We start from the raw sequence: 13,814 nt of genomic DNA, 5'->3' as shown, positions 1-13,814 counted from the left end.
ATTCATGAATCGCAATGTCGTCCTCAAGCTTACCGGCGTCGAGCGCCATTACGGGCAGGGCGATACGCTGCTCTCGATCCTGAAGGGTGCGGATTTCTCGCTGTCGAAAGGCGAGATCGTCGCCCTTGTCGCCCCCTCCGGCACAGGCAAGTCGACGCTGCTGCATGTCGCCGGTCTGCTAGAGCATCCCGACGGCGGCGAAGTCACCATCAACGGCCATGCCTGCGACGGGCTGAGCGACGAGAAGCGCACGGCGATCCGTCGCCGCGAGATCGGCTTCGTCTATCAGTTCCATCACCTCCTGCCGGAATTTTCCGCGCTCGAAAACATCATGATGCCGCAGCTGATCGCGGGCCTCTCCTGGAAGGAGGCCGGAGAGCGGGCCGGCCAGCTTCTCGACTATATGCGCATCGGCCATCGCGGCTCGCACCGCCCGGCCGAACTATCAGGTGGCGAGCAGCAGCGCGTTGCGATCGCCCGCGCCGTTGCCAATGCGCCGACCCTGCTTCTGGCCGACGAGCCGACCGGTAATCTCGACCCGGAAACAGCAAGCTACGTCTTCGACGCGCTCGAGGCCCTGGTGCGCCAGTCCGGCCTCGCCGCCCTTATCGCCACGCACAACCACGAACTCGCCCGCCGCATGGATCGGCGCGTGACGATCTCCGACGGCAAGGTCGTCGATTTCTGATCGATGTCGCCCGGACGTGGCAGCGGTTCCCGGATAAAGACGAAGAGCTGACGCGTCTGGCGGCAGGTGCGAATCGACCCGCCTCCGGCTCCGTCAGGGGATGATGAGTCCGCCGCGATAGTCGAGCGCGTAAGCCTTACGCCCTTCGACCATGATGCTTTCATGACCGCTGAACCGCTCACAGCCACCCTCGCTGCGATCGACATAGCGGCCGAGGGGATGGTCGAATTCCATTCCGCCGAGAAAGCGGCCCTGCCGGTACAGGGCAGAAAGCGCCGCCTTGATCACTGTTCCCGCTGCGCTGGGATCGATGAGATCGGGCGCAATGACCCAGCCGAAATAATTCATCGCCCAGATCGGCTCGTCGGCAAACCACACCACCTCCTGTCCGGCGAAGTCGGTGCCGCCGAAATAGCTGTCGAGATAGCGCCAGTCGCCGCGCTCGTAGCCGATATCGTGAGACCCCTGCCGGCAGGGCGGGCGCGGCACGCCGCCGCCGACATAGCTGGCAGCTTTGGCTTCGACGACGAATTCGTTCAGCATCGCTGTCTCCGGCATAGGGTCCTCCTCCTGACTCGTCAGTTGGGATATAGCAGGATGCGCAGAACATAAATAGAACAAATGCGGGGAGCCTTTGTCGTCGGCGGGATGTGTCCACGTTCTTTGCGGCACCGGGGCTGGCGAGGCCGCGGCTCGGCATTTCGAGTTCGTCGCCGAATCGTTGCATCGCGGGGTGTTTTCGAAACGCAAGCAGGAAGGAAAAGATTCCTGTTGACATCAGAACATAGATCGAACAAATTGAAAACATAACGAGTAAAGGAGAGCCAGATGACTGACATGATCCGTGATATCGCAGCATTCACCTCCATCGCAATGTTCGTTGCCAGCTTCTCGCTCATCGTCATCGCGATCTAAAGTTTTCAGGGGACTGCATGGTCATCATGCGGTTCGAACGCGGGACTTCTTCTGGACATCATTGCCCTCCATGCCGACAATGCGTCTGATTCATTCGGTGATTGGGAAGGCATGTCATGGCGGATATAGTAAGGGCTTCGACGGGTGAGGCGATCGGCGACACGCCGGGCTTCATTCACCTGAGAGTCCATTCCGCCTATTCGCTTCTCGAGGGCGCGCTGCCGCTGAAGAAGATTCTCTACACGGCGGCCGGAGACAATCAGCCGGCCATCGCCATTACCGACACCAACAATCTGTTCGTCGCCCTCGAATTCTCGCAGAAGGCAATGGACGACGGGCTGCAGCCGATCATCGGCTGCCAGGTCTCGATCGACATGGAAGACGGGCTGGAGACCGAAAAACGCGGCGGCCAGCAGGCATTGGTCAAGCTGCCGTCGATCGCTCTTCTCGCAGCGACGGAGGCCGGTTACGAAAGGCTGGTCGACCTCATCAGCCGCGCCTATCTCGGCGGTGAATCCAATCAGGCCGTCCATGTCCGATCCTCCTGGCTGGAGGAGGCGGGCACGGAAGGGCTGATCGCCTTGACCGGCGCCCTGACGGGGCCGGTCGATGGGGCGATCAGGGAGGGCCATCCCGCCCAGGCCGAAGCGCGGCTGCTCGTGCTGAAGCGTCTCTTCGGCGACAGGCTCTATGTCGAGCTGCACCGGCATGGCACCTACGACAAGCGGCACGAGCAGAAGATCGTCGGGCTCGCCTATGCCCACGATCTGCCGCTGGTCGCGACCAACGAGGCCTTCTTTCCGACACGCGATGATTACGACGCCCATGATGCGCTGATGGCGGTTGCCCATAATGCCATCGTTTCCGACGACAGCCGCTTTCGCCTGACGCCGGATCACTACCTGAAGAGCCGCGCCGAAATGGCCAAGCTCTTTGCCGATTTGCCGGAAGCGCTGGAGAACACGATCGAAATCGCCAAGCGCTGCTCCTTCGTATTGAAGACGCGCAAACCGATCCTGCCGCGTTTCACGGGTGCGACCGACGACGCCGAGGAGGCCGAACGCGCCGAGGCGGGCGAATTGCGCCGCCAGGCGGTCGAAGGGCTGGACATGCGGCTTTCGACCCTCGGCATGTCGCCGGGTTATGAGGAAAAGGATTATCGCGAGCGGCTGGAATTCGAGCTCAGCGTCATCGAGCGCATGCGCTTTCCCGGCTACTTCCTGATCGTTGCCGACTTCATCAAATGGGCCAAGCAGCATGACATTCCGGTTGGGCCTGGCCGCGGTTCGGGCGCCGGTTCGCTGGTCGCCTACGCGCTGACGATCACCGACGTCGATCCCTTGCGGTTTTCGCTGCTGTTCGAACGCTTCCTCAATCCGGAACGCGTGTCGATGCCGGACTTCGACATCGACTTCTGCCAGGACCGCCGCGAAGAGGTGATCCGATACGTCCAGGCCAAGTACGGCCGCGAACAGGTGGCCCAGATCATCACCTTCGGTTCGCTGCAGGCGCGCGCAGCACTCCGCGACGTCGGCCGCGTGCTGGAAATGCCCTACGGCCAGGTCGATAAGATCTGCAAACTTGTGCCGAACAATCCGGCCAACCCGACGCCGCTCTCCAAGGCGATCGAGGAGGAGCCGAAGCTGCAGGAGGAGGCGGCGAAGGAGCCGGTGGTCGCGCGCCTGCTCGATATCGCTCAGAAGATCGAGGGGCTTTACCGCCATGCCTCGACCCATGCCGCCGGTATCGTCATCGGCGACCGGCCGCTGTCCAAGCTGGTGCCGATGTATCGCGATCCGCGCTCCGACATGCCGGTCACCCAGTTCAACATGAAATGGGTTGAGCAGGCGGGTCTGGTCAAATTCGACTTCCTCGGCCTGAAGACACTGACCGTCCTGAAGGTCGCCGTCGATTTCGTCGCCAAGCGCGGCATCAGTGTCGACCTTGCGGCCATTCCCTTGGACGACAAGAAGACCTACGAGATGCTGTCACGCGGCGAGACGGTCGGCGTGTTCCAGGTGGAAAGTGCCGGCATGCGCAAGGCGCTGATCGGCATGAGGCCGGACTGCATCGAGGACATCATCGCGCTGGTGGCGCTTTATCGTCCGGGCCCGATGGAGAACATCCCGACCTACAACGCCCGCAAGCACGGCGACGAAGAGCTGGAATCGATCCATCCGATGATCGACCACCTGCTCAAGGAAACCCAAGGGGTCATCGTCTATCAGGAACAGGTGATGCAGATCGCCCAGGTTCTGTCCGGTTATTCGCTCGGAGAAGCCGATCTTTTGCGCCGCGCCATGGGTAAGAAGATCAAGGCCGAGATGGACCAGCAGCGCGAACGCTTCGTCGATGGCGCCGTCAAGAACGGCGTCTCGAAGCCGCAAGCCGACAATATCTTCGAACTGCTGGCGAAGTTCGCCAATTACGGCTTCAACAAGTCGCATGCCGCCGCCTATGCCATCGTCTCCTACCAGACGGCCTATATGAAGGCGCATTATCCGGTCGAATTCCTCGCCGCCTCGATGACGCTCGACATGTCCAACACCGAAAAGATCAACGACTTCCGCCAGGACGCCAAGCGCCTTGGCATCGAGGTGATCGCCCCGTCGGTGCAGACTTCCTTCCGCCATTTCGAAACCGGCGACAACCGCATCTATTATGCGCTGGCCGCCCTCAAGGGCGTCGGCGAATCCGCCGTCGACCATATCGTCGAGATGCGTGGCGACAAGCCCTTTGCCGGCATCGAGGATTTCTGCCTGCGCATCGATCCGCGCCAGGTCAACCGCCGTGTGCTCGAAAGCCTGATCTTTGCCGGTGCCTTCGATTGTTTCGGTATGGATCGCGCCCAGCTTTCGGCCGGCCTCGACCGTATCCTTGGTTACGCCCAGCGTGCCCAGGAGAATAGGCTGAGCGGCCAGTCGGATATTTTCGGCAGCACGCTGACCTCGGGGCCTGAGAAGATTGCCCTGCCGCCGTTTTCGCCCTGGCTTGCTTCGGAGCGGCTGCTCAAGGAATTCCAGGTACTGGGCTTCTATCTGACCGCCCACCCGCTCGATTCCTACAGCAATATCCTGCAGAAGATGCGGGTACAGACCTTTGCCGAATTTTCCGCAGCGATCAAACAGGGCGCGTCCAATGCGCGCCTTGCCGGCACCGTCATCTCCAAGCAGGAGCGCAAGACCCGCACCGGCAACAAGATGGGCATCATCGTCTTCTCCGATTCTTCGGGTCAGTTCGAAGCGGTGCTGTTTTCGGAAATGCTGAACCAGTATCGCGACATGCTAGAGTCGGGAAAATCCTTCGTGCTGACCGCGACGGGCGAGGAGCGGCCGGAGGGCATCGGCCTGCGCATCCAGACGATCCAGTCGCTGGAGGAGAAGTCGCTGCAGATGCAGAAGGCGCTGCGCGTCTATGTCCGCGATTCCGGACCGCTGAAAATGGTTGCCGGCCATTTGAATGCCAAGGGCGACGGCCTGGTTTCCTTCATCGTCATCAAGGAAGAGGGCAAGCGCGAGGTCGAAGTGGCGCTGCCGGAGAAATACCGCATCACCCCCGAGATCGCCGCGGCTCTTCGCGCTGCCCCCGGCGTCGTCGACGTCGAGCTTGTGTGATCGCGAAGCGGATCGCCCGGGGGCGAAGTGGGTCGCCAGCGGCGAAGTGGATCGCCAGCGGCGAAGTGGATCGCCTAGGGTAATGCACCTTACCCAGGGTGATGCACCTCGCCCCGGGGTGAGGGACGTCAGCCGCGGGTGATGGTAATGAAATTCGTGCCTTCGCCGGTCTCCCGGCCGAGGCCGGTATCGGAGATCGTCAGCGTCGAGCCGGGCGCGATCAGCGCGTCGATCTTGTGGCGGGTCTCGTCGGGGATGGAAACCCGGCTCAGCGAACGGGCGATCGGCTTGCCGGTGACGATCGAGCTTTCCTGATTGCTGATCCCGAGCCGCTTCATCGTTTCGCGGGAGAGTTTGTTTTCGAGCGTGATGCCGAGCCAGTCCGCCGTGCCGGCCTTTTCATCCACTGCCTGCAGGGTGAAGAAATGCGTGCCGAGCGCCAGCCCCGGATCGGCGATCGTCACCGGCGCCTCGAAGACCGGCTTGAACGCCCTTCGCACCATGATGACGCCGTTCGCTGGCTCGCCCTTGCCGGCCGCGGCATAGACGGCTTTTAGCAGCCTGTCGGAGATCAGGCTCCTGTCGCCGGCAAATTCCGCCGGACGCAGCGTCTTGAAGGCCGCGATCGCCTCAACGGTCGCCGGGCCGAGCAAGCCGTCCCGATCGCCGGCCGAAAAACCGAGCTGATTGAGAAGGGTCTGAATGTCGATCACCGTCTCGCGCAGCGTCCGGCGCGTGATGAGCATGCTGATCGGCTCGGTTGGCGGCTCGGCTTCATGCGTTGCAAGCGGCTGCACCATCGGCATCGGCATAGCGGCGGTATCGTTCATCGCCACCTGCACCGGCTTTTGCGGGCTGTCGGGCATGGAGGGCCGCAATTCGACATCCGAAAGCAGCGGCATCGCCGTCGGCGCATCGGGATGGAAAAGCGTCGGATGGTCGATCGGCTGCGGCGCCAGTTCGCCGTCGCTGATGATGACGGGAATGCCGGCCTCGGTCATCCCATAGAGCATTTTCGCAAAGGCCCCGGGCATGCGCACGCAGCCGTGCGAGGCCGGATAGCGCGGCACGGAATTGGATTCATGCAGCGCGATGCCAGACCAGGTCAGCCTTTGCATGAAGGGCATCGGGGCGGCCGAATAGAGATTGGATTCGTGGTATTTCCGCTTTTCGAGCACCGAGAAGATGCCGCTCGGCGTCGTGTGGCCGTCCTTGCCGGTCGAGACCTTCGAGGTCGCGACGACCTCGGTGCCGTCATAGACCGCAAGCGACTGCTTGTCCTTCGAAACGAAGATCTGCAGCGTGTGCACATCCGCGGCAAAAGCAGGGTGCACGAGTGCGGTGGCCGACAGCAAGCCGAGGCCGAAGACGAAACGCGAGACCATGATACCCAACCATACGCAATACTGGTCCGGCACATTATGGGACGAAGTTTAAAGAAGATTTTATAGGCTGAGCCAGTTGGCCGGCTCGCGCATTAGTGATCGCGCTTCCCGAAGGTGTAGCCGGTCTCGACCGTGTTCTTGCCGAACTTGTCGCGCAGCTTGTCCATCGCCGCTTCGGCGGCCGCCCGCCGGCCCGATTGCCGGTCGATGAGATCGGGCGGATCGGCGCGGGCAGCATCGCCGAGGTCGGTGACGCCGATGCCGATCAGGCGGAATTTCGTGCCGTCCGTCTCCTTTTCGAGCAGCTCGAGCCCGGTCCGGAAGATCCTGTCGGCCAGCTGTGTCGGGTCCTCGAGCTTACGGTTGCGGGTGCGCGTCTTGAAGTCGGCGCTCTTCATCTTCAGCACGACGGTGTGGCCGGCGATGTCGCCTTTCTTCAGACGCCAGGAGACCTTTTCGGAAAGATTGCGCAGGATCGGCACCAGGTCGTCGTAGCGCGAGATGTCGTCGAAGAAGGTCGTCTCGGCCGAGACGCTCTTGGCGGCATCGTTGAGATGCACCTCGCGGTCGTCGATGCCGCGCGACAGGCGGGCGAGCCGCTGGCCGATGCTGCCGTAGCGGCGCATCAGGTCGTTCTCCTCCATCTGCTGCAACTGGCTGATGGTGCGGATGCCATCCGCTTCCAGCGTCGCGGCAAGGGCCTTGCCGACACCCCAGATCGTGGTGACGGGCCGCGGTGCCAGGAATTCGACCGCGTCCTCGCGGCCGATGACGGAAAAGCCGCGTGGCTTCTGCAGGTCGGAGGCGACCTTGGCGAGGAATTTGCAATAGGAAAGCCCGACCGAGACGGTAATGCCAATCTCCCTTTCGATGCGCCGGGCGAATTTGGCGAGCGTGCGCGCCGGCGGGTCGTGATGCAATCGTTCGGTGCCGCCAAGCTCCAGAAAGGCCTCGTCGATCGACAGCGGCTGCACCAGCGGCGTCAGATCCTGCATCAGCGCCCGCACCTGGCGCCCGACCCGAACATATTTCTCCATGTCAGGACGAATGACGACGGCCTGAGGGCACGCCTCCAGCGCCTTGAACATCGGCATCGCCGAGCGCACGCCGTGGATACGGGCGATATAGCAGGCGGTGGAGACGACGCCGCGTTTGCCGCCGCCGATGATGACGGGCTTGTCGGCAAGCTCAGGATTGTCGCGCTTCTCGACAGCCGCGTAGAAGGCATCGCAATCGATATGTGCCAGCGTCAGTGCATAGAGCTCGCGATGGCGCACCAGACGCGGACTGCCGCAGGATGTGCAACGGCGCGCCTCACGCTTCTGCTCGGCAAGGCAGTCGCGACAGAAGCCGGGTGTCTTGTCAGGCGCGGGCGTCATGGTGAGAACAAAGGTTGAACGTTGCGACACTACGCCTTAAGCTGACGAGTCTCAAGAGCAGGGGGAGCTTTGCCTTTGGATAACGATCTTCGTTTCGAGCCGGTGACGGCGGAACGCTGGGGCGACTTCGAAACTCTGTTCGGGCCGCAGGGCGCTTTCTACAATTGCTGGTGCGTGGCGCTGCGTCTGCCGCATGCGGTGAGGACGAAAATGGCGGCCGACGAGCGCAAGGCGCATATGCAGGAGCGGATCGAGGCAGGGCCGCCGCCGGGTATCCTCTGTTATGACGGTGGCGAGCCGGTCGCCTGGGTGCAGGTCGGGCCACGCCACGACGTGCCTCAGTTCAACTCGCCGCGCACCGTTTCGCGGCCGCTGGAAGAGGGCGATGCGCATGACCCGTCGATCTGGGCCGTCAGCTGCTTCTTCCTGCTGTCCAGGCTGCGCGGCAAGGGAATGAGCCATCGGCTACTCGCCGGCGCGATCGATCACGCCAGACGCCAGGGCGCGCGGCGGCTCGAAGCCTGTCCGATCGACCACGTGAAGCAGTCGAAATCCGTGACGCTCTGCATCGGTTCGACGGCGATCTTTGATGCGGCCGGCTTCGAGACTGTGGCAAGGCGCAAGGACGGACGGCCGCTCATGCGGCTGGAATTGCGCGACTGAACGTGGCGGAAAGGAAATGCGCCTCGATCAGCTCAGCGGCATGCGCCCAGTCGATGGCGCGGGTAATGTCGTCGGCCGCAGGCGGCGCGAAACGATGGACCGGTGAATCCGGCATCAGATGAATGAGCAGGCAATCGGCCACGTGTTCCCTGACGGAATGCAGATTGTGCGCCATATCATCGATGAAAACGATGGGAAAGGAGCGGCTGGCATGCAGCGCGTGGACGATCGGCCCCTTGGGCTGCTCGCTGGCAAGCAGCGGAAAGACCAGCCCGGCGCTGTCCAGCAGGCGGCGGCGCTGATCCTGGAACCGTGGCGGCATCGCCGTCAGGAAAAGGATATCGGCCGCCTGGGAAAGCCGGCCGAGCGTGTCGACGACGTGGTCGACCGGCGTCTGCCACAGTTCCTGCGCTTCGAAAAACTCTTCGATCAGCCGGCTGACCTGGTTGCCCTCAACCTCCGCACCATCCGCGGTCGAGACGATGTTGCCGTGCAGCCGGAACGATCGCGGCAGGAACGCATGACCCAGGCTTTGAAGAAAAAGCTGGAACGGATCGATGAACTGCAGCACCACATCATCGACGTCACAGACGATCAGCGGCCGCTCGCCGAGGCGGATATGCGAAATATCGAGATCGGTCACGCTCAGTATTCCCCGGAATCGAGACCCGGCGAGGAGAAATGCCGCCAGGCGGCGGTCACCGTCTCCGGGCTGAGGCCGCTCGCCGCACAGAAGGCCATCGCCGTCGGTTCGTGGTTCATCAGGAAATCCATCATGCCGGCGAGGAAGCCGGGATCGTTGACGGCGCCGCGCACCTGGCTGGGTGCCACGCCGGTGAGCGCGAGAAAGCGGCCGAACATGTCGGGATCGGCGGCAAGCCAGCCGAGCACGGCGATCGCCGTCTCGTGCGGATCGGCCGCCAGTTGTTTCGAAGTCTTGAAGTTGCTTTGCATTTCGAGGGGTAAGTTACCTTTTCTTCAACCAAATACCGCTAGCGTGCGCTATCGGTTTCACGGAGCTCTTCATCCGCATGTGCCTTTCTCATGGGACGAACCGCTGCGCGAACGGACGTAGGGACAGCTTGTCATGCCCAAACAGGTGATGATTGTAGAAGATAACGAGCTCAACATGAAGCTCTTTCGCGACCTCATCGAGGCGTCCGGCTATACCACGATCCAGACGCGCAACGGCATGGAGGCGCTCGATCTGGCGCGCAAGCATCGCCCCGACCTCATCCTCATGGATATCCAGCTTCCCGAGGTCTCCGGCCTGGAAGTCACCAAATGGCTGAAGGAGGATGACGAGCTGCACGTGATTCCCGTCATCGCCGTCACGGCTTTCGCGATGAAGGGCGACGAGGAGCGGATCCGCCAGGGCGGCTGCGAGGCCTATGTTTCCAAGCCGATCTCGGTTCCGAAATTCATCGAGACGATCAAGACCTATCTGGGCGATGCCTGACGCATCGGAAAGACGCTTATGACTGCGCGAATACTGGTGGTTGACGATATTCCGGCCAACGTGAAGCTGCTTGAAGCGCGGCTGCTCGCGGAGTATTTCGACGTGATGACCGCCGCCGACGGCCACGAGGCGCTGGCAATCTGCGAGCGCAATCAGGTCGATCTGATCCTGCTGGACATCATGATGCCCGGCATCGATGGTTTCGAGGTCTGCGAGCGGCTGAAGGCCAGCCAGAAGACCGCCCATATCCCCGTCGTCATGGTCACCGCACTCGACCAGCCGGCCGATCGCGTGCGCGGCCTGAAGGCCGGCGCCGACGATTTCCTCACCAAACCGGTCAATGATTTGCAGCTGATCTCGCGGGTAAAGAGCCTGCTGCGGCTGAAAACGCTGAGCGATGAGCTGCGCATCCGCGCCGACACCGCCCATACGATGGGCATGGGTGATCTCATGCGGGCAGGCGAGGGCCGCGCCGACGAGGCCGGCCAGGTGCTGTTGGTCGATGGCCGCGCCAATTCGCAGGAACGCATCGTCAGGGCGCTGAAGCCCGTCGCCGATGTGCTCGCCCTCTCCGATCCGCAGGCAGCTCTTTTCGAAGCAGCCGAGAACGTCTTCGACCTCGTCATCGTCAACGCCAATTTCGACGATTACGATCCGCTTCGCCTCTGCTCGCAATTGCGATCGCTGGAGCGCACACGCTTCCTGCCGATCCTGATCATCACCGAGCAGGGGGCTGACGAGATGGTCGTGCGCGCCCTCGATCTCGGCGTCAACGATTACATCGTCCGTCCCGTCGATCCGAACGAGCTGGTCGCCCGCAGCCTGACGCAGATTCGTCGCAAGCGCTACAACGACCGTCTGCGCGCCAGCGTCAAGCAGACGATCGAGCTTGCCGTGACCGACCCCCTGACCGGACTTTACAACAGGCGCTATCTCGACAATCACCTGAGTGTGCTCTTCAACCGCTCGATGGCGCGGGGCCGTTCGATTTCGGTGCTGATCACCGATATCGACCGTTTCAAGCAGGTGAACGACACTTACGGCCATGACGGCGGCGACGAAGTCCTGCGCGAATTCGCAAATCGCGTCCGTTCGACCATCCGCGGCGCCGATCTTGCCTGCCGCTACGGCGGGGAAGAGTTCGTCGTTGCCATGCCGGACACATCCCCGGAAGTGGCCGCCGCTGTCGCCGAGCGCTTGCGCGCTGCGGTCGAGAGCGCCCCTTTCATGCTGAAGCACTCCGGAGAAGCGCTGAACGTCACCGCTTCTTTCGGCATCGCCTCGCGGATTGGCTCGGTGCTGACCCCGGACCAGCTGATGAAGCAGGCCGATCTTGCTCTTTACGAGGCCAAGAATACCGGCCGCAATCGTGTGGTTGCCGCGGCTGCCTGACGAATCACCCGCACGCTTTACGGCCATTTGCGGGTTTTCCACTGCCGTAAGCGAATTATTACCGATTTTTAAGCTTCGCCCACGCGGCGCAGGCCGAAAATTTTGCGACTTCATAGCCCAAAAATGGACTCCAGGCGTTGCTGTGGATAACGGCGGCGTGCGACAGTTTCTGGAATGCCGGGCGGCGCTCGGAATGAAATGGGGACTATAAAAGAATGTCTGCTGACAAGAGGGTCAAATAGAGTGCGGCTGCGTCACCTCACGTAAGGGGAGGGGCGGCTTAAGTTATTAAGTTATATTGTCGAATTTCTTCTAGGCGTTCGGCACTAGGCTTCGGAGGCAAGCAGAGGCGTCAAATCTTTGTGTGTGCCAAAACTGGACTTTTAACCATAGAATCAAGCTGAGAAAATTCATCATTAAGAATTTGTTGATTTTCTTTCATTTCTGCGCAAATTATCGGCTTCATAAGAGAAGCGCTCCCATGGTGGAGCTGTCCGATACCCCATGATGCTCAGGTCCGCCGCATCTCCTGGGTCGTGGGGTCGGTCGGCTAGTAGGCAAGTCATAACGGTTCCTCGTGCCGTTTTGCATGCTGGCCGACCCCCTTTCAGGAAAACGCCGTCACTTCCCGAAGATGGAAGGGCGGCGTTTCTTGTTTGCGCTATCATCTCTCAAACGCGATCGTTCTGGACAATAAAAAACGCGCAACCCGAAGGCGCGCGCTTTTTTGAAATCCGCCAGGCCAAGTGATTACTTGATCTTGGTTTCCTTGAACTCGACATGCTTCTTAGCAATCGGGTCATACTTCGTCTTCGTCATCTTGTCCGTCATCGTACGGCTGTTCTTCGTCGTGACGTAGAAGAAACCGGTGTCGGCTGTCGACAGCAGCTTGATCTTGATTGTTGTAGCCTTGGCCATGGTCGTCCTGCCTTTAAGAAAATGAAAGCCGTGGAAGCCGGATGGGGCTCCACGGCAAATTCTGGCGCGAAACTACGAATCCCGCCCGAAAAGTCAAGTCCGTTTTCGAATGAACATCAATCTGATGCCGGAAAGCATGGCGTAAAAGCCGAAGAAGGCGGCAATCGCCCAGGCAAAACCGTTATTTCCGGCGACATCGATCGCTGCGCCGATCGCCTGCGGCCCGGCCACGGTCCCCATCGCATAACAGAAGACGAAGGCGGCATTGGCCGCCGCAAGGTCGGAACCGGTCAGACGCGAGCCGAGATGGCTGAGGCCGACCGTATAGAGGCCGGAGACGCAGCCGCCCCAGAAAAGCAGGAGCCCGGCCATCAGCAGCCAGTTGTCGACCAGCAACGGCAGCATCATCGAGCCGATGAAGCCCATCAGCGCCATGCCGGCGAGAAGCGGCCGCTTGTCGGGGATGCGGTCCGAGAGCAGGCCGAGCGGGATCTGAAAGATGACGTTGCCGACGCCCATCATGGTCAGCAGAAGTGCTGCCTGCGATTCGGTAAAATGGGCGCGCACGGCAAAGATCGGGAAAAGCGACAGCCCGCCGGCTTCGACGGCGCCGAAAATGAAAACGGCCGCCGTCGCCGTCGGAACCAGGAACACGTAGCGCATGAAATGCAGCTCCGGCTTTTCCTCGAGCACCGGGCTTTCGTAGCGGGCGATGAAGATCGGAATGGCGGCAAGCAGGATGGCGCCGGCGCCGACCAGGAAGGGGAAGATGCCGTCGCTGCCGAGCAACGAAAACAGCAGCGGTCCGGCGGCAAAGCCCAGCGAAAGCACGGTCGCATAAATGCCGAGAACGAATCCGCGCTTGGACGGCGGCGAGGCGGCGTTGATCCAGAATTCGGAGAGGATGAACAGCGTCGTCGTTGCGCCGTGGAAGGCGAAACGCAGCGGAAACCACATCCAGAAATCCTGGGCATAGTAGAAACCGAGCGCGCTCAGCGCTGAAATCACTACAGCCCAGAGCATTGTCGGCGCAACACCGTATATATGAGCGAGCTTGGTGGTAACGGGCGCGGCGGCCATCGCCGCAATGCCGGCCATCGCGGTATTGAGCCCGATCAGGGTCGATGAGATCCCTCGTTTTTCGAGGATGATGCTGAGCAGCGGAAGTCCGAGACCGATTGCGATGCCGACGGCTGATATCGACGAGATGGCTGCCACCAGAGAAGGCCAATGGATTTCTTCGAGATCGCCCGGTGTGCCGTTTCTCGGCTGAGACATTTATCCATCCTTAGAAAGCTTCGCGAGCGAATCGGCCGGTCGCTTCGCATAGAAAGACACGGACGTGCCAAATCCCGGTGACGATCAGCGTTTCGCAGTATTTCCGATGTGAGTGACCGCCTG

The 13,814-nt window shown here is 61.4% G+C and carries 12 protein-coding genes; 5 read left to right on the top strand and 7 right to left on the bottom strand.

What is annotated here, in order from left to right; genetic code table 11:
* Positions 1-4 precede the first annotated feature (4 nt).
* Entirely contained in the window at positions 5-688 is a 684-nt protein-coding gene (locus K6M89_RS03200; RefSeq protein WP_097581582.1) for an ABC transporter ATP-binding protein, read from the top strand.
* A gap of 93 nt (positions 689-781) precedes the next feature.
* Here K6M89_RS03200 and K6M89_RS03195 read toward each other — a convergent pair whose 3' ends face one another.
* Positions 782-1,246, bottom strand: a complete 465-nt coding sequence (locus K6M89_RS03195; RefSeq protein WP_222138410.1) for a DUF5680 domain-containing protein — start codon at positions 1,244-1,246, stop codon at positions 782-784.
* A 473-nt stretch (positions 1,247-1,719) separates the two neighbouring features.
* Between K6M89_RS03195 and dnaE the strand changes: the two genes are divergently transcribed.
* Positions 1,720-5,217, top strand: a complete 3,498-nt coding sequence (gene dnaE / locus K6M89_RS03190) for a DNA polymerase III subunit alpha (RefSeq protein ID WP_222138409.1) — start codon at positions 1,720-1,722, stop codon at positions 5,215-5,217.
* 128 nt (positions 5,218-5,345) lie between these two features.
* Here the strand turns inward: dnaE and K6M89_RS03185 are convergent, their stop codons facing one another.
* Entirely contained in the window at positions 5,346-6,602 is a 1,257-nt protein-coding gene (locus K6M89_RS03185; protein ID WP_222138408.1) for a L,D-transpeptidase family protein, read from the bottom strand.
* Between the two features lie 92 nt (positions 6,603-6,694).
* Positions 6,695-7,981, bottom strand: a complete 1,287-nt coding sequence (locus K6M89_RS03180) for a DNA polymerase IV (protein ID WP_097581721.1) — start codon at positions 7,979-7,981, stop codon at positions 6,695-6,697.
* A 75-nt stretch (positions 7,982-8,056) separates the two neighbouring features.
* On the opposite strand from K6M89_RS03180, the gene K6M89_RS03175 reads away from it, so the two are divergent.
* Positions 8,057-8,644 carry a GNAT family N-acetyltransferase gene (locus K6M89_RS03175; RefSeq protein ID WP_222138407.1) on the top strand — a complete coding sequence of 196 codons (588 nt, stop codon included), beginning with the start codon at positions 8,057-8,059 and terminating at the stop codon, positions 8,642-8,644.
* Here the strand turns inward: K6M89_RS03175 and K6M89_RS03170 are convergent.
* Positions 8,619-9,287, bottom strand: a complete 669-nt coding sequence (locus tag K6M89_RS03170) for a hypothetical protein (RefSeq protein WP_438826578.1) — start codon at positions 9,285-9,287, stop codon at positions 8,619-8,621. The two genes, K6M89_RS03175 and K6M89_RS03170, sit on opposite strands and share 26 nt — an antisense overlap.
* Positions 9,288-9,289: 2 nt before the next feature.
* Positions 9,290-9,598, bottom strand: a complete 309-nt coding sequence (locus K6M89_RS03165; RefSeq protein ID WP_097581575.1) for a DUF3572 domain-containing protein — start codon at positions 9,596-9,598, stop codon at positions 9,290-9,292.
* 133 nt (positions 9,599-9,731) lie between these two features.
* Here K6M89_RS03165 and K6M89_RS03160 point away from each other — a divergent pair, with 133 nt between their 5' ends.
* Together K6M89_RS03160 and K6M89_RS03155 are read left to right on the top strand one after the other, a co-directional pair.
* Positions 9,732-10,103 (top strand): response regulator, encoded by a 372-nt coding sequence (locus K6M89_RS03160; protein WP_003547430.1) that lies wholly within the window; start codon positions 9,732-9,734, stop codon positions 10,101-10,103.
* 18 nt (positions 10,104-10,121) lie between these two features.
* Positions 10,122-11,495 (top strand): PleD family two-component system response regulator, encoded by a 1,374-nt coding sequence (locus tag K6M89_RS03155; protein ID WP_222138406.1) that lies wholly within the window; start codon positions 10,122-10,124, stop codon positions 11,493-11,495.
* A 750-nt stretch (positions 11,496-12,245) separates the two neighbouring features.
* On the opposite strand, the gene rpmG is transcribed toward K6M89_RS03155, so the two are convergent.
* Together rpmG and K6M89_RS03145 are read right to left on the bottom strand one after the other, a co-directional pair.
* Complete coding sequence (gene rpmG, locus K6M89_RS03150; protein WP_003587245.1) at positions 12,246-12,413, bottom strand: 50S ribosomal protein L33; 168 nt, start codon at positions 12,411-12,413, stop codon at positions 12,246-12,248.
* Between the two features lie 93 nt (positions 12,414-12,506).
* Complete coding sequence (locus tag K6M89_RS03145) at positions 12,507-13,691, bottom strand: MFS transporter (RefSeq protein ID WP_097581573.1); 1,185 nt, start codon at positions 13,689-13,691, stop codon at positions 12,507-12,509.
* Positions 13,692-13,814 lie beyond the last annotated feature (123 nt).

Source organism: Rhizobium croatiense (assembly GCF_019793465.1).
In the GTDB taxonomy this organism is placed as follows: Bacteria; Pseudomonadota; Alphaproteobacteria; order Rhizobiales; family Rhizobiaceae; genus Rhizobium; species Rhizobium croatiense.
Note: the sequence above shows the minus strand (reverse complement) of the source record. Positions and strands in the feature narration are given on the sequence as shown.